18 protein-coding genes, 1 tRNA gene and 1 pseudogene are annotated in these 18,895 nt (G+C 52.1%); 18 read left to right on the top strand and 2 right to left on the bottom strand.

Annotated features, from left to right (window positions below):
• Positions 1-33: 33 nt before the first annotated feature.
• On the top strand, positions 34-510 hold the full coding sequence (greA, locus tag ACMXD4_RS06480) for a transcription elongation factor GreA (RefSeq protein WP_020485125.1): 477 nt from the start codon (positions 34-36) through the stop codon (positions 508-510).
• Positions 511-551: 41 nt separating this feature from the next.
• Here the strand turns inward: greA and yhbY are convergent, their stop codons facing one another.
• Complete coding sequence (gene yhbY, locus ACMXD4_RS06485) at positions 552-818, bottom strand: ribosome assembly RNA-binding protein YhbY (RefSeq protein ID WP_205451089.1); 267 nt, start codon at positions 816-818, stop codon at positions 552-554.
• Positions 819-868: 50 nt separating this feature from the next.
• Between yhbY and rlmE the strand changes: the two genes are divergently transcribed.
• From rlmE to ACMXD4_RS06545, 12 genes and pseudogenes are all read left to right on the top strand, one after another.
• Positions 869-1,486, top strand: coding sequence for a 23S rRNA (uridine(2552)-2'-O)-methyltransferase RlmE (gene rlmE, locus ACMXD4_RS06490; protein WP_415880209.1), 618 nt, complete (start codon positions 869-871; stop codon positions 1,484-1,486).
• Positions 1,487-1,606: 120 nt separating this feature from the next.
• The gene (gene ftsH / locus ACMXD4_RS06495) at positions 1,607-3,526 is read left to right on the top strand and encodes an ATP-dependent zinc metalloprotease FtsH (RefSeq protein ID WP_205451079.1); all 1,920 of its coding nucleotides are present in this window, start codon (positions 1,607-1,609) and stop codon (positions 3,524-3,526) included.
• Between the two features lie 71 nt (positions 3,527-3,597).
• Entirely contained in the window at positions 3,598-4,938 is a 1,341-nt protein-coding gene (gene glmM / locus ACMXD4_RS06500; protein WP_033155614.1) for a phosphoglucosamine mutase, read from the top strand.
• 54 nt (positions 4,939-4,992) lie between these two features.
• Positions 4,993-5,739 carry a triose-phosphate isomerase gene (gene tpiA / locus ACMXD4_RS06505; protein ID WP_205451076.1) on the top strand — a complete coding sequence of 249 codons (747 nt, stop codon included), beginning with the start codon at positions 4,993-4,995 and terminating at the stop codon, positions 5,737-5,739.
• A 21-nt stretch (positions 5,740-5,760) separates the two neighbouring features.
• Positions 5,761-6,162 (top strand): preprotein translocase subunit SecG, encoded by a 402-nt coding sequence (gene secG, locus ACMXD4_RS06510; RefSeq protein ID WP_171696150.1) that lies wholly within the window; start codon positions 5,761-5,763, stop codon positions 6,160-6,162.
• A gap of 16 nt (positions 6,163-6,178) precedes the next feature.
• Positions 6,179-6,263, top strand: a tRNA-Leu gene (locus ACMXD4_RS06515).
• 225 nt (positions 6,264-6,488) lie between these two features.
• Positions 6,489-7,545 (top strand): annotated as a pseudogene (locus tag ACMXD4_RS06520) (IS481 family transposase).
• 93 nt (positions 7,546-7,638) lie between these two features.
• Positions 7,639-7,944 (top strand): DUF1016 N-terminal domain-containing protein, encoded by a 306-nt coding sequence (locus ACMXD4_RS06525; RefSeq protein WP_415880210.1) that lies wholly within the window; start codon positions 7,639-7,641, stop codon positions 7,942-7,944.
• An 83-nt stretch (positions 7,945-8,027) separates the two neighbouring features.
• Positions 8,028-8,285, top strand: coding sequence for a DUF4160 domain-containing protein (locus ACMXD4_RS06530; protein ID WP_033155600.1), 258 nt, complete (start codon positions 8,028-8,030; stop codon positions 8,283-8,285).
• A gap of 4 nt (positions 8,286-8,289) precedes the next feature.
• Entirely contained in the window at positions 8,290-8,577 is a 288-nt protein-coding gene (locus ACMXD4_RS06535; protein ID WP_033155599.1) for a DUF2442 domain-containing protein, read from the top strand.
• A 19-nt stretch (positions 8,578-8,596) separates the two neighbouring features.
• On the top strand, positions 8,597-10,450 hold the full coding sequence (locus ACMXD4_RS06540; RefSeq protein WP_415880211.1) for a restriction endonuclease subunit S: 1,854 nt from the start codon (positions 8,597-8,599) through the stop codon (positions 10,448-10,450).
• A gap of 518 nt (positions 10,451-10,968) precedes the next feature.
• Positions 10,969-11,187: a ComC/BlpC family leader-containing pheromone/bacteriocin gene (locus ACMXD4_RS06545; RefSeq protein ID WP_415880212.1), complete on the top strand. Its 219-nt coding sequence runs from the start codon at positions 10,969-10,971 to the stop codon at positions 11,185-11,187.
• Between the two features lie 167 nt (positions 11,188-11,354).
• Here ACMXD4_RS06545 and ACMXD4_RS06550 read toward each other — a convergent pair whose 3' ends face one another.
• On the bottom strand, positions 11,355-12,197 hold the full coding sequence (locus tag ACMXD4_RS06550) for a PEP-CTERM sorting domain-containing protein (RefSeq protein ID WP_415880213.1): 843 nt from the start codon (positions 12,195-12,197) through the stop codon (positions 11,355-11,357).
• A gap of 432 nt (positions 12,198-12,629) precedes the next feature.
• On the opposite strand from ACMXD4_RS06550, the gene ACMXD4_RS06555 reads away from it, so the two are divergent.
• From ACMXD4_RS06555 to ACMXD4_RS06575, 5 genes are all read left to right on the top strand, one after another.
• A complete protein-coding gene (locus tag ACMXD4_RS06555) occupies positions 12,630-13,595 on the top strand; it encodes a cytochrome-c peroxidase (RefSeq protein WP_415880214.1) in 966 nt (321 codons plus the stop codon).
• A complete protein-coding gene (locus ACMXD4_RS06560) occupies positions 13,592-15,661 on the top strand; it encodes a DAHL domain-containing protein (protein WP_415880215.1) in 2,070 nt (689 codons plus the stop codon). The genes ACMXD4_RS06555 and ACMXD4_RS06560 overlap by 4 nt, the downstream gene beginning before the upstream one ends.
• Positions 15,651-17,075, top strand: a complete 1,425-nt coding sequence (locus ACMXD4_RS06565) for a sigma-54-dependent transcriptional regulator (protein ID WP_415880216.1) — start codon at positions 15,651-15,653, stop codon at positions 17,073-17,075. The genes ACMXD4_RS06560 and ACMXD4_RS06565 overlap by 11 nt, the downstream gene beginning before the upstream one ends.
• A 74-nt stretch (positions 17,076-17,149) precedes the next feature.
• Positions 17,150-18,160 carry a class II fructose-bisphosphate aldolase gene (gene fba, locus ACMXD4_RS06570; RefSeq protein WP_415880217.1) on the top strand — a complete coding sequence of 337 codons (1,011 nt, stop codon included), beginning with the start codon at positions 17,150-17,152 and terminating at the stop codon, positions 18,158-18,160.
• Positions 18,161-18,453: 293 nt separating this feature from the next.
• A complete protein-coding gene (locus ACMXD4_RS06575; RefSeq protein ID WP_415880218.1) occupies positions 18,454-18,888 on the top strand; it encodes a hypothetical protein in 435 nt (144 codons plus the stop codon).
• The last annotated feature ends 7 nt before the right edge of the window (positions 18,889-18,895 follow it).

Genomic DNA, 18,895 nt, shown 5'->3' on the forward strand with positions numbered 1-18,895 from the left:
CGGATGAATTTGAATTCAAAAGGGGAGCAGTAAATGCAAAAATTTCCACTGACAGTGGTGGGTGCCAATAAATTGCGCGCCGAATTGGAAGAACTTAAAACTGTGGTTAGACCGCGCATCATTCAGGCCATCTCTGAAGCACGTGCCCACGGCGATTTAAAAGAAAACGCCGAGTACCACGCGGCGCGCGAACAGCAAAGTTTTGCCGAAGGCCGTATCGCTGAAATCGAAGGCAAGTTATCTAACGCCAATATCATTGATGTGACAAAAACCGAAGCCAACGGCAAGGTCGTGTTCGGGGCGACAGTGGAAATCGAAGATCTCGATTCCGGCAAGACAGTGACCTATCAGATCGTCGGCGAAGACGAAGCCAACATCAAGGAAGGCCGCATTTCCGTGGGTTCGCCGATTGCCAGAGCATTAATCGGCAAAGAAGTGGAAGACGTGGTGACGGTAAAAGCGCCGGGCGGCAATATCGAATACGAGATTCTCTCGGTCCAATATATTTAAGTTGATTGGTAATGGGGAGGAGGCATGCCTCCCCATTGAGTTTATTTCTTGGGGTTCAAACGATAAATAACGGCTATTTGACCAATAGATTGCACCAGTTCCGCCTTGGTTTGCGCGCAGATTTGTTCTCTAATAGCCGCACGCTCGTCTCTTTCTGCGCGAATTTTGACTTTGATCAGCTCGTGAGCGTCCAACGCTACATTAATTTCTTTGATAACTGCTTCGGTCAAACCTGCCTGGCCGATAATCACCACCGGATTTAGCGGGTGAGCTTCAGCTTTCAGCTTTTTCTTTTGAATAGGATTCACTCTGTTTCCTTAAACTTTAAAAACCCAGCAATTTTACACGAATAGAAAATATGGCACGCAGCAAAAGTAGCCAGCAGTGGATGCAGGAACATTTCCAAGACGAGTATGTCAAGAAAGCGCAGGCCATGGGCTACCGCTCTCGTGCCGTGTTCAAGCTGATAGAAATCCAAGAAAAAGACAAAATCATAAAACCTGGTATTAATATAGTTGACCTAGGCGCTGCACCGGGCGGATGGTCGGAATATGTCAGCAAAATCGTCGGTAAAAAAAATAAGGTGATTGCGCTGGATTTGTTGGCTATCGACCCTATAGACGGCGTCGATTTTATTCAAGGCGATTTCCGGGAAGACGATGTGCTGGAGCAGCTATATAAAGTGCTTGATGGCGAACCGGTTCACTTGTTATTGTCGGATATGGCCCCCAATATGAGTGGTAGTCGGGAAATGGATCAGCCGCGGGCGATTTACTTGGGCGAATTGGCCCTTGATGCCGCGCAACAGATATTGGCTAAGGGTGGGACGTTTTTGATCAAGATGTTTCAGGGCGCCGGATTTGATGAATACTATAATCAAGTGCGTCAGCAGTTCAGCAGTGTGGTGATCAGGAAGCCGAAAGCTTCACGGGCCAGAAGTAATGAAGTGTATATTTTGGCGAAAGGTTTTAAATAAAACTGCGAAAGTCGCCGTTCATAGGGCTATGATGGCGGTGGGATGCGAGTAGTCCTGTTACAATTACTCGGTTTTTAAATTTTGAGGCCATTCCAGGCCGGAGCGCGTAACTTGAGCGATATGATTAAAAATTTAATTTTGTGGGTGGTCATCGCCGTAGTGTTGATGGCTGTATTTAACAGTTTCGGGTCGCGGGCGATTCGTAGCGACGCGACTTTTTCGTACTCGCAATTGATCGACGCTGTCAAAGCTGGACAAGTTCAGCAGGTTGCGATCTCCGATAATACTGTCAAAGGCAAAATGGTCTCCGGCGATAAGTTTAAGACTTATATGCCTAACGATCCGCATTTGATCGACGATCTGTTGGCTAATGGTGTGGAAATATCCGTTCAGCCTCCCGAAGAGCCGTCCATGCTGATGCAAATCTTCGTGTCATTCGGTCCGATTTTGTTGCTGATCGCGGTTTGGGTATTCTTCATGCGCCAAATGCAAGGCGGCGGCGTCGGTGGTCGCGGCGGTGCGATGGGCTTTGGTAAAAGTAAGGCGCGGATGCTGGATCAGGATCAAAACAAGGTGACGTTTGCCGACGTGGCAGGTTGCGACGAGGCTAAAGAAGAGGTCGAAGAAATGGTCGACTTCCTTAAAGACCCGTCAAAATACCAAAAACTGGGTGGTAAAGTACCGCGCGGTGCCTTGATGGTGGGGCCTCCGGGTACCGGTAAAACGTTGTTGGCCAGAGCGATAGCCGGCGAAGCCAAAGTGCCGTTTTTCACTATTTCCGGTTCGGATTTTGTGGAAATGTTCGTCGGTGTCGGCGCCTCACGGGTGCGTGACATGTTTGAACAAGCTAAAAAGCACGCACCGTGCATCATCTTCATTGACGAGATCGATGCGGTTGGCCGTTCACGCGGTGCCGGCTTAGGTGGTGGTAACGACGAGCGCGAACAAACCTTGAACCAATTGCTGGTTGAAATGGACGGCTTCGAAGGTCACGAAGGTATTATCGTTATCGCGGCAACCAACCGTTCCGACGTGTTAGATAAAGCCTTGTTGCGTCCAGGCCGTTTTGACCGTCAAGTGGTAGTCGGGTTGCCTGACGTGAGGGGCCGGGAACAAATTCTTAATGTACATTTGAAAAAAGTCCCTGCAGCGGATGACGTCAAAATCAAATATATCGCCCAAGGTACGCCAGGATTTTCCGGTGCTGACTTAGCCAACTTGGTTAACGAAGCGGCCTTGTTCGCCGCGCGCTACAACAAGCGTTTGGTCAGCATGGTGGACTTGGAAAAAGCCAAAGACAAATTGATCATGGGTGCGGAAAGACGCTCCATGGTGATGGACGAGAAAGAAAAGAAAATGACCGCGTATCACGAAGCCGGTCACGCTATCGTCGGTCGTTTGGTTCCTGAGCACGATCCAGTCTATAAAGTCAGCATCATGCCGCGTGGCCGTGCGTTGGGTGTAACCATGTTCTTGCCTGAGCGCGATCAATACAGTGCTAGCAAGCGTAAGCTGGATAGTATGATTTCCAGCTTGTACGGCGGCCGGATTGCCGAGGAATTGATTTTCGGCTGGGAACAAGTGTCTACCGGTGCTTCCAACGACATCGAGCGTGCCACCGAGTTAGCCAGAAACATGGTGACCAAATGGGGCTTGTCGCAACGTCTTGGCCCATTGGCATATAGCGAAGAAGAAGGCGAAATTTTCTTGGGCCGCTCAGTCACCCAGCATAAATCGGTTGCGGAAGAGACTTCACACACCATTGATGAAGAAATCCGGTCTATCATTGATAGAAATTACGAAAGAGCGGAAACGATTCTGAAAGAAAACGAAGATATTCTGCATGCAATGGCAGACGCTTTGATGAAATACGAAACCATCGATAAATATCAGATCGATGATTTGATGGAAAGAAAGCCGGTGAGAGAGCCAAAAGGTTGGGAGGACGATACGCCGTCTTCCAGTGGTGGCATCAAAAATGATCATTGGGATCAAAAAGATACCGACCCATCAATCGGAGGCGCAGCCGAGCAAGGCTGATGCTGTAACGGCAAAAGCGAGAGAGGCTCCGGCCTCTCTTTTTTTTGGGATTTAGTCAAGAGAATTTGAGTATGGCAAAAAAATATTTTGGCACTGACGGTATCCGCGGCAAAGTCGGTGAGTACCCCATTACTGCCGACTTCATGCTAAAACTGGGCTGGGCGACAGGCAGAGTCTTTGCCAAGGAAGGCAGTGGTTTCGTGTTGGTGGGTAAGGACACGCGCATTTCCGGCTATATGTTCGAATCAGCGTTGGAAGCGGGGTTGTCGGCGGCGGGTGTGGATACCCGTTTATTGGGGCCTATGCCCACGCCTGGTATTGCCTATTTGACTCGTACTTTAAGAGCGAAAGCCGGCATTGTCATCAGTGCTTCTCACAATCCGTACTATGACAACGGTATCAAGTTTTTCTCGGTGGACGGCGCCAAATTGCCGGATGACGTAGAGCATCAGATCGAACAATATTTGGATGCGCCGATGACTACGGTGGAATCGGCAAAACTGGGTAAAGCCAAACGGGTCAGCGATGCCGCCGGCCGCTACATTGAGTTTTGCAAGGCAACCGTGCCGCCGCATTTGGATTTTAAAGGCATGCGGATTGTTATCGATTGTGCCAACGGTGCGACGTACCACATCGCACCGCATGTTTTCAGCGAAGTGGGAGCCGAAGTTGTCACCATCGGTGCCGACCCGGACGGTTTGAACATTAACGACGAATGCGGTGCTACCAAGCCGGAAAATCTGGCTGCCAAAGTGCTGGAATTCCGTGCAGATCTCGGCATAGCGCTGGATGGCGACGGCGACCGGATTATCATGGTCGATCACAAAGGTGAAATTGTCGATGGCGACGAGCTCATTTACATCATTGCGAAATCACGCCTGGAAGAAGGCAAATTGTTTGGGCCTGTGATTGGCACGCTGATGTCTAATCTTGGCATGGAGCATGCGCTGAAAGCCGTCGGCGTGCCTCTGCTGCGCGCCAAAGTAGGCGACCGCTATGTGATGGAAATGTTATCTGAGCACAAAGGTATGCTCGGTGGCGAAGGCTCCGGACATATTATCTGTCTGGATAAAACCACCACGGGCGACGGTATTGTTTCCGCCTTGCAAGTGTTGGCGGAAATGCAACGTACTGGCAAAAGCCTGAATGAGCTTAAATCCGGTATGAGCAAATACCCGCAAGTGCTGATTAACGTCAAAACCGATAAAAAAGTCAAAATCGAAGAGATCGACAGCATCAAAAAAGCCGTGGACGCAGTAGAGAAAAAACTGGGTGAACGAGGTAGAGTGTTGCTGCGATCCTCCGGCACCGAGCCATTGATCCGAGTGATGGTAGAAGGTGTAGATCAAGACGAGGTGGTCAAGTTTGCCAACCAACTGGCCGCCGATGTCAAGAAAGCTATTCCGGCTTGAACTAAAAGGCTTAACTCGATATTATATGCGGTCTTATTTAGCTCGGAGGATGTAATGCGTCGGTCTTTGATTATGGGTAACTGGAAAATGAACGGCTCTCGGGAAGATGGGCAGAAACTTGCTCAAGCTTTGGCTGATGGTCTAGGTGACGTTCAGCAGGAAGTCGCTGTTTGCGTTCCATTCGTCTATTTGTCAGATATTCGTAGCGTATTGGCGGCATCCCCCATCGCGCTTGGCGCGCAAAACGTCGCCGACCAAGCATCCGGTGCTTATACCGGCGAAGTATCAGCAGCAATGCTGAGCGAAGTCGGCTGCAAATATGCATTGGTTGGTCACTCCGAGCGTCGCAGCTACTACGGCGATACCAACGAGTCGGTTGCCAAACGTTTTTGCCAAGCATTGAGCAAAGGCGTGGTGCCTGTGCTGTGCGTTGGCGAAACCCTGGAAGAGCGTGAACAAGACAGAACCTTCCAAGTCGTTGACGAGCAATTGGACGCAGTGATTGCCGCCGCCGGCATCGAAGCGTTCGAAACCGCCGTGATTGCCTACGAACCTGTTTGGGCTATCGGCACCGGCAAAGTGGCTACCGACGAGCAAGCACAAGAAGTTCATAAGTACATTCGCCAACGGATTGCCGATAGAAATCCGGTAATCGCGGAAAAAGTACAAATTTTATACGGCGGTAGCGTCAAGCCAGATAACGCAAAAGGCTTGTTTGCGATGCCGGACATTGATGGTGGTTTGGTTGGGGGCGCATCGCTGGATGCAAAAGGCTTCCTGCAAATTTGCCATTCGGTTTAGTCTCATCCGATTAAGGTCTTTATGTTGTACCAAATTATAATAATTATTCACATCTTCCTGGGTATAGGCATCGTTGGCTTGGTCCTGATGCAACAAGGAAAAGGCGCCGATGCCGGCGCGACTTTTGGCGGTGGCGCATCCGGTTCGGTATTCGGCGCTCAAGGTTCTGCCTCATTTTTGTCCAGAACCACGGCTATTTTCGCCACCTTGTTTTTTATTACCAGCTTAGGCTTGGCCGTCTTAAGCGGCTATCAAGGTAAAAAAACCGACGTCATATTGGATTCGACACCTGCTGCTGAACCCGTTAAGTCTGATGTACCGTTAACGCAAGGCATGCCGGCAGACGGCAGCTTGCCGATCCAGGATGCGACTTTGCCTGCAGCGCCGGCTATCAAAGAAGTCGAAAAGCCAGCGGCAAAATAAGTTAGCAACAAATAAAGCCGACGTGGTGAAATTGGTAGACACGCCATCTTGAGGGGGTGGTGACGCAAGTCGTGGCGGTTCAAGTCCGCCCGTCGGTACCAAACAAGGATTTTGAGAAATCCAAAGAAGTACAAAAACCCGCAAGCTATCTGGCTTAGCGGGTTTTTTTTACGTCCGCAGTCGGCCTTTGCGATGTGCTGATTGTGGCGCGGTGGCCTAATATGTATTAGTCACGACTTGATCTGACACATCGACTTGAAAAGATGAGAGTTACCGGTTTTGATAGGGGTGTCGAATCCTTACACAAAACACAAAAGGTAACTCTCATGATCCATACAAACAATCCGATCATTAAACACAAAGCGGGGCTGTTAAATTTAGCCCAAGAACTGATAACGTCTCCAGAGCCTGCAAGGTGATGGGTGTCTCGCGCGATACGTTTTATCGTTATCAAGAGCTTGTGGCCGAAGGTGGCATTGATGCCTTAATCGACAAAAACCGCCGGTCTCCGAATCTGAAGAATCGCGTCGATGAAAGCATTGAGCTAGCAGTGAAAGCCTATGCGGTTGAGTGGCCAGCGCATGGACAGCATCGAACCAGTAATGAACTGCGTAAACAAGGGGTATTCGTATCCGGCAGCGGCGTTCGCTCCATCTGGTTACGGCATGACCTGGAGAACTTTAAAAAGAGGCTTAAAGCGCTGGAAGCCAAGGTAGCCGCCGAAGGGTTAATGCTGAGCGATGCGCAGATTGCGGCGTTGGAGAAAAAGCAGCAGGATGATCAAGCCTGCGGCGAAATCGAAACAGCCCACTTGTGCCCTGTGGGTATCCCGGTTACCTGGGTTCGCAGGATACCTTTTACGTTGGCAACCTCAAAGGGGTTGGGCGGATTTACCAGCAGACTTACGTGGACACCTACAGCAAAGTCGCTCACTGCAAACTGTACACCACCAAAACGCCGATTACTGCCGCGGACATCCTGAATGACAAAGTATTGCCGTTCTATGAAGCCAACGCATTACCCGTTCTACGCATTCTGACGGATCGCGGCACAGAATATTGTGGCAAGGTCGAACAGCATGATTATCAGCTATACCTGGCGATCAACGACATCGACCATACCAAAACCAAGGCCATGTCGCCGCAAACCAATGGGATTTGCGAACGCTTCCACAAGACCATCTTGCAGGAGTTCTATCAGGTCACGTTCCGCAAAAAGCTCTATAGCGACCTGGATGAACTCCAAAAAGATCTGGACGAATGGCTGGTTTATTACAACAATGACCGAACTCATCAGGGCAAAATGTGCAACGGCAGAACGCCGATGGATACCTTGCTGGATGGAAAACAGATTTGGGCTCAAAAAAATCTGAACCAAATCTAATCTGACAGACACCCCGCAAAAACGGTAACTGTCAGATCAGGTCTGAGCTAATACAAATATACTGGCACAAGCGTTAGCGGACAGGAGCGCCTGATGAATACACCGGCCAATGTTCAGCCTTTATTCGATCAAGTCCGGCAGGTCATCGACCACGCCCATCAACAACTACGCCATACTGTCAACGATCTCATGGTGCAAAGTTATTGGCACATCGGTCGCTTGATTATCGAAGACGAACAAGGCGGCGCGCACCGTGCGGAATATGGCAAGCAAACGCTAAAACAATTATCGGAGAAACTGAGCGCCGAATACGGCAAGGGGTTTTCACCGCAAAGTCTTTGGAATTTCCGTCAGTTTTATCTTGAATTCCCAATTCTCTCCACGGCATGGAGAGAATGACAACCCGAATTGCAACGCGACCGGGCTATATTGGAAAATGCCGCTATTGATACTGCCGCATTTACAGGAAAGCGAGATTAGCCATGCCGATCATTAGTCGATTTCTGGGGGTCGTCATCTCCATGTTCTGGAATGACCATGCTCCACCGCACTTTCACGCCAAATATGGCGATTACGAAATTACCGTCAACATTCATACTGGCGTAGTAGAAGGCCAATTCCCACGCCGCGCTTTGCGCCACGTATTGGATTGGTATGAATTGCATCAGGCGGAATTGTTGGAAGACTGGGAGCTATGCCGCAAATCGCAATTACCTAAACCCATAGAACCCTTGGAGTAACGCCATGTTCCTGCATATTAATGAAGCTAAATATCTCGACGAATACAAGGTCGCTGTCACGTTCAATGACGGCAAATCCGGCGTGGCCGATCTATCCTCTGCGCTCACTGCTGGCGTATTTAAGGTGCTGCAAGACAAAACCGAGTTTGCCAAACTCAGAGTGGATGAAGAACTGGACACCATAAGCTGGCCGAATGGCTTAGATCTGGCCCCGGAATTTGTTTACTTCCAGGCCTTTAAGGATGACCCTCACCTTCAACTGCAATTCAAAGCATGGGGCTATGCAGGCTGACTTGCGGATATTTAAAGGTATGAGCGCCATTCAGCAACTGCTGACCGAACACCTCGACCTCTGGACTGCTACCGACACCGCGAAAAAGTCAGGTCGGGGCCGCGGTGCTGGCGCTGCGACCAGTGTCTATGGCATCAAGAAACTGCGCGAGCTGATTTTGGAACTGGCCGTGCGTGGCAAACTGGTGCCGCAAGATGCTAACGACGAGCCGGCCAGTGAATTGCTGAAACGCATCCAGGCGGAAAAGGCTAGGTTGATTGCTGAGGGCAAGATCAATAAAGACAAACCGCCGGCAGCGATTTCTGAGGATGAAAAGCCGTTTGAATTGCCGGAGGGTTGGGAGTGGGTTCAGTTTGGAGAAATATGCGGAATTGAGCGAGGCGGTTCTCCTCGCCCAATAAAATCTTTTCTTACGGATGCACCAGAAGGCCTGAATTGGATCAAAATTGGAGATACTGAACAGGGTGGAAAATACATTACATCCTCCAGTGAAAAAATTACTAGGGATGGCTTATCAAAAACCAGGATGGTTTATCCGGGTGATTTCTTGCTAACAAACTCAATGAGTTTTGGGCGCCCCTATATAACTAAAATTGAAGGCTGCATCCATGACGGATGGTTACGCATTAGCCCGCCCGAAAGCCTGGATAAAGACTATCTGTATTCACTACTTTCCTCACCATATGTATTTGCACGCTTTAAAGCTGCGGCTGCAGGCGCTGTTGTCATGAATTTGAATTCAGAAAAAGTCAGAGAACTTTTTATACCTCTACCTCCACTTGCCGAACAGCATCGCATCGCCACCAAAGTCGATGAGTTGATGGCGCTGTGCGACCAACTGGAAACCCGGCATAACAACGCCGCCGAGGCTCACGAAAAACTGGTCAGCCATTTGCTCGGCGCGCTCACTTCCACAACCGTTCGTCCTGAGCTTGTCGAAGGACAATCAGCAAAAAATACCGCTCAAGCTTCGATCATTCGACAGGCTCATGACTCAGTACGAACGGAATCTTTTGCCGAAAACTGGCAACGCATCGCCGCGCATTTCGACACCTTGTTCACCACCGAAGCCAGCATCGACGCCCTCAAGCAAACCCTGCTGCAACTGGCGGTAATGGGCAAGCTGGTGCCGCAAGACCCAAACGACGAACCGGCCAGCGAATTACTCAAGCGCATCCAGGCTGAAAAAACTAAATTGATTGCGGAAGGCAAGATCAAAAAAGATAAACCGCTGCCGGCGATTGCTGTGGATGAAAAACCGTTTGAATTGCCCAAGGAATGGGAGTGGGTAATGCTAGGCACAATAACAGAGATCAAGGGGGGGAAACGAGTGCCAAACGGTTATCATCTTCTAACAGAGCCAACACCCTATATCTATATTCGTGTTAGCGACATGAAAGATGGCTCAATTGATTGCACTGATTTACGTTACATCGATAGTGAAATTCGTGAAAAAATCAGTCGTTACATTATTACTAAAGATGATATTTACATGACGATTGTCGGCGCTACCATCGGCAAATGTGGAATTATTCCAGAAAAGTTTGACCAGATGAATTTAACAGAAAACGCTGCAAGGATAAGTCCGTGGGAAGGTGTGGAAAAACTTTTTCTGTATATGTGTTTGAATGGTTCACTTTGCCAAAATCAGTTTTTTGATAAAACCAAACAAGTTGGAGTCCAGAAAATGGCTTTGAATAGATTAGCTAGTACTCTAATTCCATTTCCTCCTCTCGCCGAACAACACCGCATCGTCGCCAAAGTCGAAGAACTGATGGCCCTCTGCGACCAACTAAAAGCCCGCCTCGCCGCTGCTAATCAATTACAGCAAAAGCTGGCGGATGGAATGGTTGAGCGGGCCATCATGCCGTGATGTCTTCAAAGCCTGAACAGCAAAGCCGCCTTCAATCATTTTTCAGAGCGTTTATACCCGTGGGCCGTCGCTATATCCTCCGCTGAGCCGGCCTGTGCTGTAAGCAGCCGATGTGGCCGGTATACAAGACACCCGGCTCGCTGCTCATGAACCATGCCGTATTCCCCAACAAAACCTAAAGGCGCGTTATTGCTAATGCTGCGGATTATTGTGTCCGGCTGCCGGTAATTTGCCACAGATGTAAGGGCTGGAGGCTTGTAAAGTGCTTATGCCGGCAAACAGCAAGGGTTTGCGACCCGACCGATCAGTGGTCGCCGCCGGTCAGATTGCAATAGGCATTGCTTTTTGGCTCCGGCCAGCAAAGGGAGGCGCTGGCCAAGAGCATCTGCGATTTGAATCGGTGTGCCCAAAACGGCATGCTGATTGACGCTTCGCTAAAACGCGGATCGGTTCAAGTCGCGGTTTGGAACCACCTTTTTTCGGTGGGAATTTTTTGATATTTCAAAGGAGCCAGTCAAATGAACACGCAATTAACGCAAAATTTTAGGGTTCTGAATACGGAAGAACTGCAACAGGTATCCGGCGGTTGGTGCGGAACGCCTTACCCCGGTTTCTGGAAAGGGCCAAAACCCGGTCCGTTGCCGGACTTGTTTAGTGGCGCGGTCAGCAAGCTTTCCATGGTCAGTTTGAACCCGCAACCGTTACCACCCGCTGAAATCGGCTTTTTCGCGCAGTAAGCGCTTAAGCATAGAAGAGCCGGCCCAGTGCCGGCTTTTTTACGTGGTGGTAAGCAAATACAGACCTTCTCGACATAGCTGAGTTGGTTTTCCGGACAAAAAAAGACATGCCGCCAACAAATTGTTTGCTAACGGCATGGCAGGTAGGAGGGGGAGTGCTGGAAGCGTTACACGCCGGCTTTTTTGCGTTTACCCAAGCCCATAACGCCCAGGATACCGCTGAGAAATAGCCAGGTGGCAGCCGGCAGCGGTACCTCGGAAACGCCGGATACCGAGAAGGCTTGGTTAAACGTGGTGCCGCCGACGATGTCGGTGCCGATTCTCAGCCAGTCCGGGTCCAGGTTGCCGTCGCGTATCCAGGATTGCAAATCCGGCGTGAACGGGCCGCTGCCGCCGACTATTGGTTTAGCAGCCGACAACCAGAGGAAATTGCCGTTTTTCAATTCCACCTGCGGCACGAAAAAGTAATGGTCGGCCGCCAAGGAGATGGCGTCGTTAAAATTAATGTCAAATCTGACTTCCTGCCCGGAAACAGCGCCTTCACCGCCGGTGGTTTGGTTGGGCAGCGGATGAATGCCGTTGATTACCGAGTTGCCGGCCAAGGCGTTGCTGTTTAGTAAGGTGACGTTGTAGCTCAATGAGTTGCTGGCTGAATCTCCGCCCAAAAACGCCACATCCGAAGGCGAGTTGACGCGGGTAGGCACGCGGCCGGAGGGCGGGTTCACGGAATCCTTACCGAATACCCGGTAGATTTCCAAATTCACATTGGCGATGTCGCTCAGCGTGGCGCCGTTGGCGAGCAAACCGGTGAACGTGGCCTGGTTTAGTTGGGTGTGTTGCGTTAATACAAAGTCGTCCGCTGATTCAATTTCCTTGCTGGTGCCGCCGGCTTGCGCCCCGGTGGCGATTCGGTAATCCGGGCCGCCCGTGCTGAACGAGAAGGCTGCGGCGTCGGCGTTGGCGGCGAACAAGGTGGAAACGGCCAAAAGGGGGATTAATTTGCTTTGCATGTCGGTACTCCTAAAAGGGTTAAAGTGCTGAGAATTGGTCTCGGATAAAGAAACTGCTGGCAGCTTCGGTCTCTAACAATGCGAGTAGCGTGCCAAGAAAGTTTTTTATAAATATATGTTTAAAATCATTTATTTAGGATTTTGTTTTTCCGTGTTTGTGCCGGCTAGTGGGTGCGACGAAAGTTGCAGCAAAGGTGCTGGAAAGCGCTGCGATGCGGGTCATTAAGCGGCGCAGGGCGGTTGCCAGAGTGGCTTATTCAGCAACTTTTGTCTCAGGGGGAGTAACCGAAAGCTTACATGTAGCGCGATGACCAAAGAAAAAGCCGTTGATCCAGTACGAAATTTAGGCTTACCGCGATTTCAATCGAGGATAGAATGAAGACCGGACTCTTAAACCACGCTTTGACACACGTAAACATGACGCAGAAAAGTATGGCTGGGCTTTTTTTAGCGGTTGGCATGGGGATGGCCTTATCGATGGCCGTGCGGGCGCAAACCCCGGAACCGCTGGCGCCCTTACCGCTCACGGTGGCTTTAGATGCCCCGCGCGTGGTGTTGGGCCAACGCTTATTTCACGATCCCAAACTCTCCGACCAAGGCCAGCGCTCTTGCGCCAGTTGTCATCCGCTAGACAGCGGCGGCATGGATGGCAAAGTCCGCGCCGCAGCGGCGGACGGGGTGTCGCGGCTGCGCAATACCCCCAGTTTGTTCAATGTCTCGTTCAATTACTTTTTTAATTGGGATGGGGTAGTCACCACGCTGGAAGCCCACACCGAAAAAGTCATGCTTAATCCGAAAATCATGAACGCCAAATGGCCGGAGTTGCTCGAGCACTTGCGCGCGGTGCCGGATTATGTCGATGCGTTTAGCCGAATCTACCCGGACGGATTGACCAAAGCCAATGTGGTCGACGCCTTGAGCCATTTTGAGCGCAGTTTAGTCACGCCCAATGCCCGCTTCGACCGTTTTCTACGCGGTGAAACCACGGCGCTTGATGCTGACGAACAGGAAGGCTTTCATTTGTTCAAGGCCTTGGGCTGCGTGGCCTGCCATCAGGGCGTCAATATCGGCGGCAATCTATTTCAGAAGTTCGGTGTATTCGGCGCACCGCAAGGGCCGCAAGAGCCGGTGGACGAGGGCCGTTACAGCGTGACCGGCAACGACAGAGACCGCGGCGTGTTTCGCGTGCCAAGCTTGCGTAATGTCGCTGTCACCGCGCCCTATTTTCACGACGGCCGCGCCGCTACCCTGGAAGCGGCGGTGGATACGATGGCCGAGCATCAATTGGGCAAGCGGCTGGCGGCGAAGCAGCGCGATGCTATCGTTAAATTTCTAAAGACATTGACCGGGGAATACGCCGGTAAGGCTTTGGTCGCCAGCCAAGCAGCCAAGCCATGACCGCGATTTCTTGGCGGCCCAGGTTGATCGTCGCCGGTCTGTTGCTGGCCTTGACCTATCTCTGGCTACAAAGCGCCAGCCCGGAACTGGAGCGGCGTAACCGCCTGCAAACCACGCTGCGCATCATCGAATTGCGCGATGCGGAACTGATGCGCGATATTTTGCTGGCCCGCGCCGGCCTGCTGGCTAACTACGATGCCCTCACCAAAGCCGGCCAGGAGCTGCTGCGCTTGTCGCAGAGTTTGCAAACCGAATTGCAAGCGGTGGAGGCGGCGGAGCAATCGCTGGGCAATTTAGCGGACCAGCTAACCGCAACGGTGCAGGAACGCTTGGGGCAGATCGAATACTTAAAATCCGATAACGCCTTGCTGCGTAATTCGGTGATGTCCTTCGACGAAATCGGTAAAACTTTGCGCGCTGCCGCGAAGCCGGGTGATGCCGCCAAGCTGGGCAATTTATGGCGCTTGATGTTCAGTTTCATGGACAGCCCGCAGCCGGAACTGGCCGCGGAAATTCAGCAGGAGCTTGATCGGTTGGCCGGACTGGCCGCACAGTCGGATGACTATCGGGTGCTGATTGCCCACGGCCGACTGATCATCGACGTATCGCCGAAGGTGGATACGTTGCTGCGGCAGATCATTGCCCAGCCTATCTTCAGCCGAGTCGATGATTTGCAACAAGCCCTGCGCCAGTACAGCGGCAGCGTGGAGCAACAAGCCGAAGCCTATCGTTTGGCGTTGTATTTAGTCGCCGTCGTCCTGCTGGCGTATTTGCTGTATCAATTTGTCCTGCTCAGGGCGAACACGCTGGCGTTACGAAAGGCCCACGCCAATTTGCAACAAGAAACCAACGAGCGCTTGCAAGCCGAATCCTGGTTGCGGGAAAGCGAAGCCCGGCTGCGCGCCATCACCGACTCGGCGCATGAAGCGATTGTCTCCGTGGACATGCAAGGCAATATCGTGTCCTGGAACCAGGGCGCACAGCTGATGTTTGGCTTTCCGGCAGACCAAATTCTCGGTCAGCCATTTCAGCAGTTGCTGGCAAACCCGCAGCCGGACTTTTTTGCACAAATCCAGGAAGCACAAGGCGCAAATCGACTTAATACCCCAATGCGGGAATTGAAAGCGTTAAGGCGGAACAACAGCGCGTTTCCGGTCGAGTTGTCGCTATCCCGTTGGACGCGCGGCACCGAGCGCTATTTGACCGCGATCATTCGCGACATTAGTGTGCGCAAGCAATTGGAACAGGTCGCCCGCCAGCAAGAATTGCAATTGATTCAGGCCAACAAAATGACGGCCTTGGGGACTTTGGTATCCGGCGTCGCGCATGAAATCAATAACCCCAATCAACTGATTTTGTTTAATTCCGGCTTACTTGCCGACATTTGGAGCGATGCGCTGGAGGTGTTGGAAGAGCGTTATCAAGCGGCCGGCGAATTTTCCTTGGGCGGCTTGCCTTACAGCGAAATGCGCAATAGCGCGGCGGTGTTGATCCGCGATGTCAGGGATGGCGCCAAACGCATCGAACGCATCGTCGCCGAACTGAAAAATTATGCCCGCCCGCCCAGCAGCGAGGCTCCGGTATCTTTCGCAATTAACGACGTGGTGGAGCGGGCGCTGGCTTTACTGAAGCATTTAATCGAACAAAAAACCCGGCATTTCAAAACCGATTTGGCCGAGGGCTTGCCTGAGCTGCGCGGCGATCCGCAGCAGTTGGAACAGGTGTTGGTCAATCTGTTGATTAATGCCCTGGAAGCACTCCCGGACCCGGAGAAATCCGTCAGCGTTACCACCAAGCTGTTGAATGACGGCCGGCAGTTGGGTGTGGAAGTTCGGGACGAAGGTGTCGGTATCGCCGCCGAACATATCGAGCAACTCTGCGACCCGTTCTTTACCACGAAACAGGCTAATGGCGGCACCGGTTTGGGTTTGGCGATCAGCGCTTCATTACTGCGCGCCCAAGGCGGCAGCTTAAGTTTTTCATCCGCGCCGGGGCAAGGCACCTGTGCGCGGGTTATTTTTTCGGTGCATTCCGGGCCGGCGATGGCAGCGAATCATGCAATGTAAAGACTTGGGCAAGCTGCCTATTTTGTTGGTGGACGACGAAGCGCAATTGCTGCACAGCGCCAGTTTGGTGTTGCGTAGCGCCGGTTTTGCCGAGGTGCTGACGCTGGATGACAGCCGAGCGGTATTGCCATTGCTGGCAAGCCGGCCCATCGGTGTCATTGTGCTGGATTTGACCATGCCGCATCTGTCCGGCAAGGCGTTATTGGAACAGATTGCTGCCGAGTATCCGGAAATTCCGCTGATCATGATGACCGCCACCAACGATTTGCAGGTTGCTGTAGAGTGCATGCGCAGCGGCGCCAGCGATTATTTACTCAAGCCGGTGGAGCAAAGCTGTCTGGTGGCAGCGGTGCGGCGGGCCGTGGAAAGCCGGGTGTTGCGCGCGGAATTTTTGTCGCTGAAAGAGCGGATGCTCACCAACAGCCCGCATGAACCCAGCGCATTCGCCGAGATCGTCACGCAAAGCCCGGCCATGTTTGCCATCTTCCGCTACATCGAAGCCATTGCCGCCTCGCCGCAACCGGTGTTGATTACCGGCGAAACCGGGGCGGGCAAGGAGCTGATTGCCCGCGCCTTGCATCGGCTGTCCGGGCGCGCGGGTGATTTGGTGGCAGTCAACGTCGCCGGCCTGGACGACACGCTGTTTTCCGATACGCTGTTCGGCCACGCCAAGGGCTCGTTCACCGGTGCCGAACGGGCGCGCGACGGATTGCTGGCCAGCACCGGCGAGGGTACGCTGTTTCTGGATGAAATCGGCGACCTCAGCATCGCTTCGCAAGTCAAACTGTTGCGTTTATTGCAGGATGGTTCGTTTTATCCGATAGGCGCGGATCGGCCCCGACAGAGTAGGGCGCGCATTATTGTGGCGACCCATTGCGATGTCAGACGCCAGGTTGATTTGGGCAGCTTTCGCAAGGATTTATATTTTCGCTTGCGGACCCATCATATCCAACTGCCGCCGCTCCGTGAACGCCGGGAAGACTTGCCGCAACTGACGCTGCATTTTGTGGAAAAAGCCGCCGACAGCCTGGGCAAGCCTGCACCCAGCGTGCCGCCAGCGTTGTTTCAGTGGTTGCATAATTACTCGTTCCCCGGCAATATCCGCGAGCTCGAAGGCATGGCCTTCGATGCGGTCGCCCGTAGCCAGGGCGGGGTGCTGTCCTTACAGAGCTTCAAGGACGCTATTGCCGAGCACATGCCGATGCCCGGCGATGGTAGCTTCGCGGATGGTGCGCCAGCCTCGTCCGGCAGTTTTCCGGAGCGCTTGCCGACGCTGAAGGAAGCCGAAGAGTCACTGATTGTCGAAGCTTTACAACGCGCCCAAGGCAATCAAGGGGTCGCCGCCGGTTTGCTGGGTATTAGCCGGCAGGCACTCAACAAGCGGCTGATTCGCCGCGACGCGGAGAGCTTCTGAGTCCAAGAACTACTTCTTCGGGCCGGCGTATCAGCCGATAAAACTTAATAAAACAACGCCAAGGAGAGCCAAGCGTGGCTTTAATATCATTACGACAACTTTTGGATTACGCGGCCGAACACAGCTTTGCCGTGCCGGCTTTCAACATCAGCAACATGGAGCAAGTGCAGGCCATCATGCAGGCGGCCGATGCCTGCGATAGTCCGGTGATTATGCAGGGCTCGGCCGGCGCCAACCGTTATGCCGGCGAGGTGTTTCTGCGGCATTTGATATTGGCCGCCGTCGAGCAATATCCGCATATTCCGGTGGTGATGCACCGCGATCACGCACCGTCGCCGGACATTTGCGCTCAAGCTATTCAATCGGGATTTAGCTCGGTGATGATGGATGGCTCTTTACTGGAGGACATGAAAACCCCGGCGTCTTTTGCCTATAACGTCGAGGTGACCCGCCGCGTGGTCAATATGGCGCATGCCTGTGGCGTGTCGGTGGAAGGCGAAATCGGTTGCCTGGGTTCGTTGGAAAATCAGCAGGATGCGGATCACAGCCGCTTGCTGACCGATCCCGATGAAGCGGTGGAGTTTGTCAAGCAAACCCAAATCGATGCCTTGGCGGTGGCCATAGGCACCAGTCATGGCGCGTATAAATTCAGCAAGCCGCCGACAGGCGAAGTGTTGGTGATCAGCCGCTTAAAAACCTTGCAACAGCGTCTGCCGAATATGCATTTTGTGATGCACGGCTCCAGCTCGGTGCCGCAAGACTGGCTGCAAGTCATCAACGAACACGGCGGCGATATTCCGGAAACCTATGGCGTGCCGGTGGCGGAAATTGTGGAAGGCATTAAATACGGGGTACGAAAAGTCAATATCGATACCGACTTGCGCATGGCCTCCACCGGCGCGATTCGCCGCTTTGTTTCTAGCCCGGAACATGCCGCGGAATTGGATGCCCGCAAGATTTACCAAGCCGCCAGAGACGCCATGCAGACGCTTTGCCAGGCACGTTACGAAGCATTCGGCTCCGCGGGACACGCCGGCAAAATTAAAGCCAAGCCATTAAGCCAGATGGCGAAAAGCTATTGTTGAGATAGGTAAACGCCGAGCGGATTTTTCGCAAAGTTGCCTATGATTTTCTGACCCTTGAGCGTCATACTTACCTATCCTGCGGGGTTGTCGTTGGCAATCCCGTAAAGCCCGACTGGGCAGTTCCGACAGAAATCCCACCTTAACCCCGCTATTTTTATTCGATGTAAGACTAAAAAAATAATTATCTTAATAATGCTACAATTCGCGCCCGATTAGGTTTGTCCGAAAGTGAGTCCTTTATTTTTTATCCGTGAGAACGGGAACGGGCTACAGCGTAGTCATTAGGAGGAAATGTGAGAGTTTTGGCTATTGTGTTAATTGCATCGCTGGTATGCGTGATGGGTGCTTGCAGCAAGGCGAATCAGATCAATGCCCGGAGTTTACAGACTGCGCAGAAGTCGGTTTTTTACATCAAAGAACATTTACCGGAAGCCGAACGTATGCCGTTTGAGGTTTCCTATTGGTTATTGCGCGAGCAAATCAAGAATAACGATGAGTTCTTGCAACTCATCGACGGCAAGACTTCGAAAGAGTTGATCGACCTGGGTAAAGACAATTTCATGAAGCGTAAAGCGGCCGGCGACAAGGAATATGCCCGTTACGAGAATTGGGAACAGATGATTGCTAAGTCTGCGCAACAACGCAACGCTCAAGAAACCGCCGACAGCGCCGATCCGCGCGACAAAAAGGATTACCCTCGCGTCGACTACAAAATGCACGCGATGTAACTCACGC

It is taken from the genome of Methylomonas sp. TEB, assembly GCF_047777895.1.
Classification (GTDB): Bacteria; Pseudomonadota; Gammaproteobacteria; order Methylococcales; family Methylomonadaceae; genus Methylomonas.

Coding starts and splice junctions, on each gene's coding strand:
- ACMXD4_RS06535 (WP_033155599.1), top strand. CDS start 8,290: ATGTTCCTGCATATTAATGAAGCTAAATATCTCGACGAATACAAGGTC.
- ACMXD4_RS06550 (WP_415880213.1), bottom strand. CDS start 12,197: ATGCAAAGCAAATTAATCCCCCTTTTGGCCGTTTCCACCTTGTTCGCC.
- glmM (WP_033155614.1), top strand. CDS start 3,598: ATGGCAAAAAAATATTTTGGCACTGACGGTATCCGCGGCAAAGTCGGT.
- ACMXD4_RS06565 (WP_415880216.1), top strand. CDS start 15,651: ATGCAATGTAAAGACTTGGGCAAGCTGCCTATTTTGTTGGTGGACGAC.
- ACMXD4_RS06530 (WP_033155600.1), top strand. CDS start 8,028: ATGCCGATCATTAGTCGATTTCTGGGGGTCGTCATCTCCATGTTCTGG.
- rlmE (WP_415880209.1), top strand. CDS start 869: ATGGCACGCAGCAAAAGTAGCCAGCAGTGGATGCAGGAACATTTCCAA.
- ACMXD4_RS06540 (WP_415880211.1), top strand. CDS start 8,597: ATGAGCGCCATTCAGCAACTGCTGACCGAACACCTCGACCTCTGGACT.
- ACMXD4_RS06555 (WP_415880214.1), top strand. CDS start 12,630: ATGGCTGGGCTTTTTTTAGCGGTTGGCATGGGGATGGCCTTATCGATG.
- tpiA (WP_205451076.1), top strand. CDS start 4,993: ATGCGTCGGTCTTTGATTATGGGTAACTGGAAAATGAACGGCTCTCGG.
- secG (WP_171696150.1), top strand. CDS start 5,761: ATGTTGTACCAAATTATAATAATTATTCACATCTTCCTGGGTATAGGC.
- ACMXD4_RS06560 (WP_415880215.1), top strand. CDS start 13,592: ATGACCGCGATTTCTTGGCGGCCCAGGTTGATCGTCGCCGGTCTGTTG.
- ACMXD4_RS06525 (WP_415880210.1), top strand. CDS start 7,639: ATGAATACACCGGCCAATGTTCAGCCTTTATTCGATCAAGTCCGGCAG.
- ACMXD4_RS06545 (WP_415880212.1), top strand. CDS start 10,969: ATGAACACGCAATTAACGCAAAATTTTAGGGTTCTGAATACGGAAGAA.
- ftsH (WP_205451079.1), top strand. CDS start 1,607: ATGATTAAAAATTTAATTTTGTGGGTGGTCATCGCCGTAGTGTTGATG.
- greA (WP_020485125.1), top strand. CDS start 34: ATGCAAAAATTTCCACTGACAGTGGTGGGTGCCAATAAATTGCGCGCC.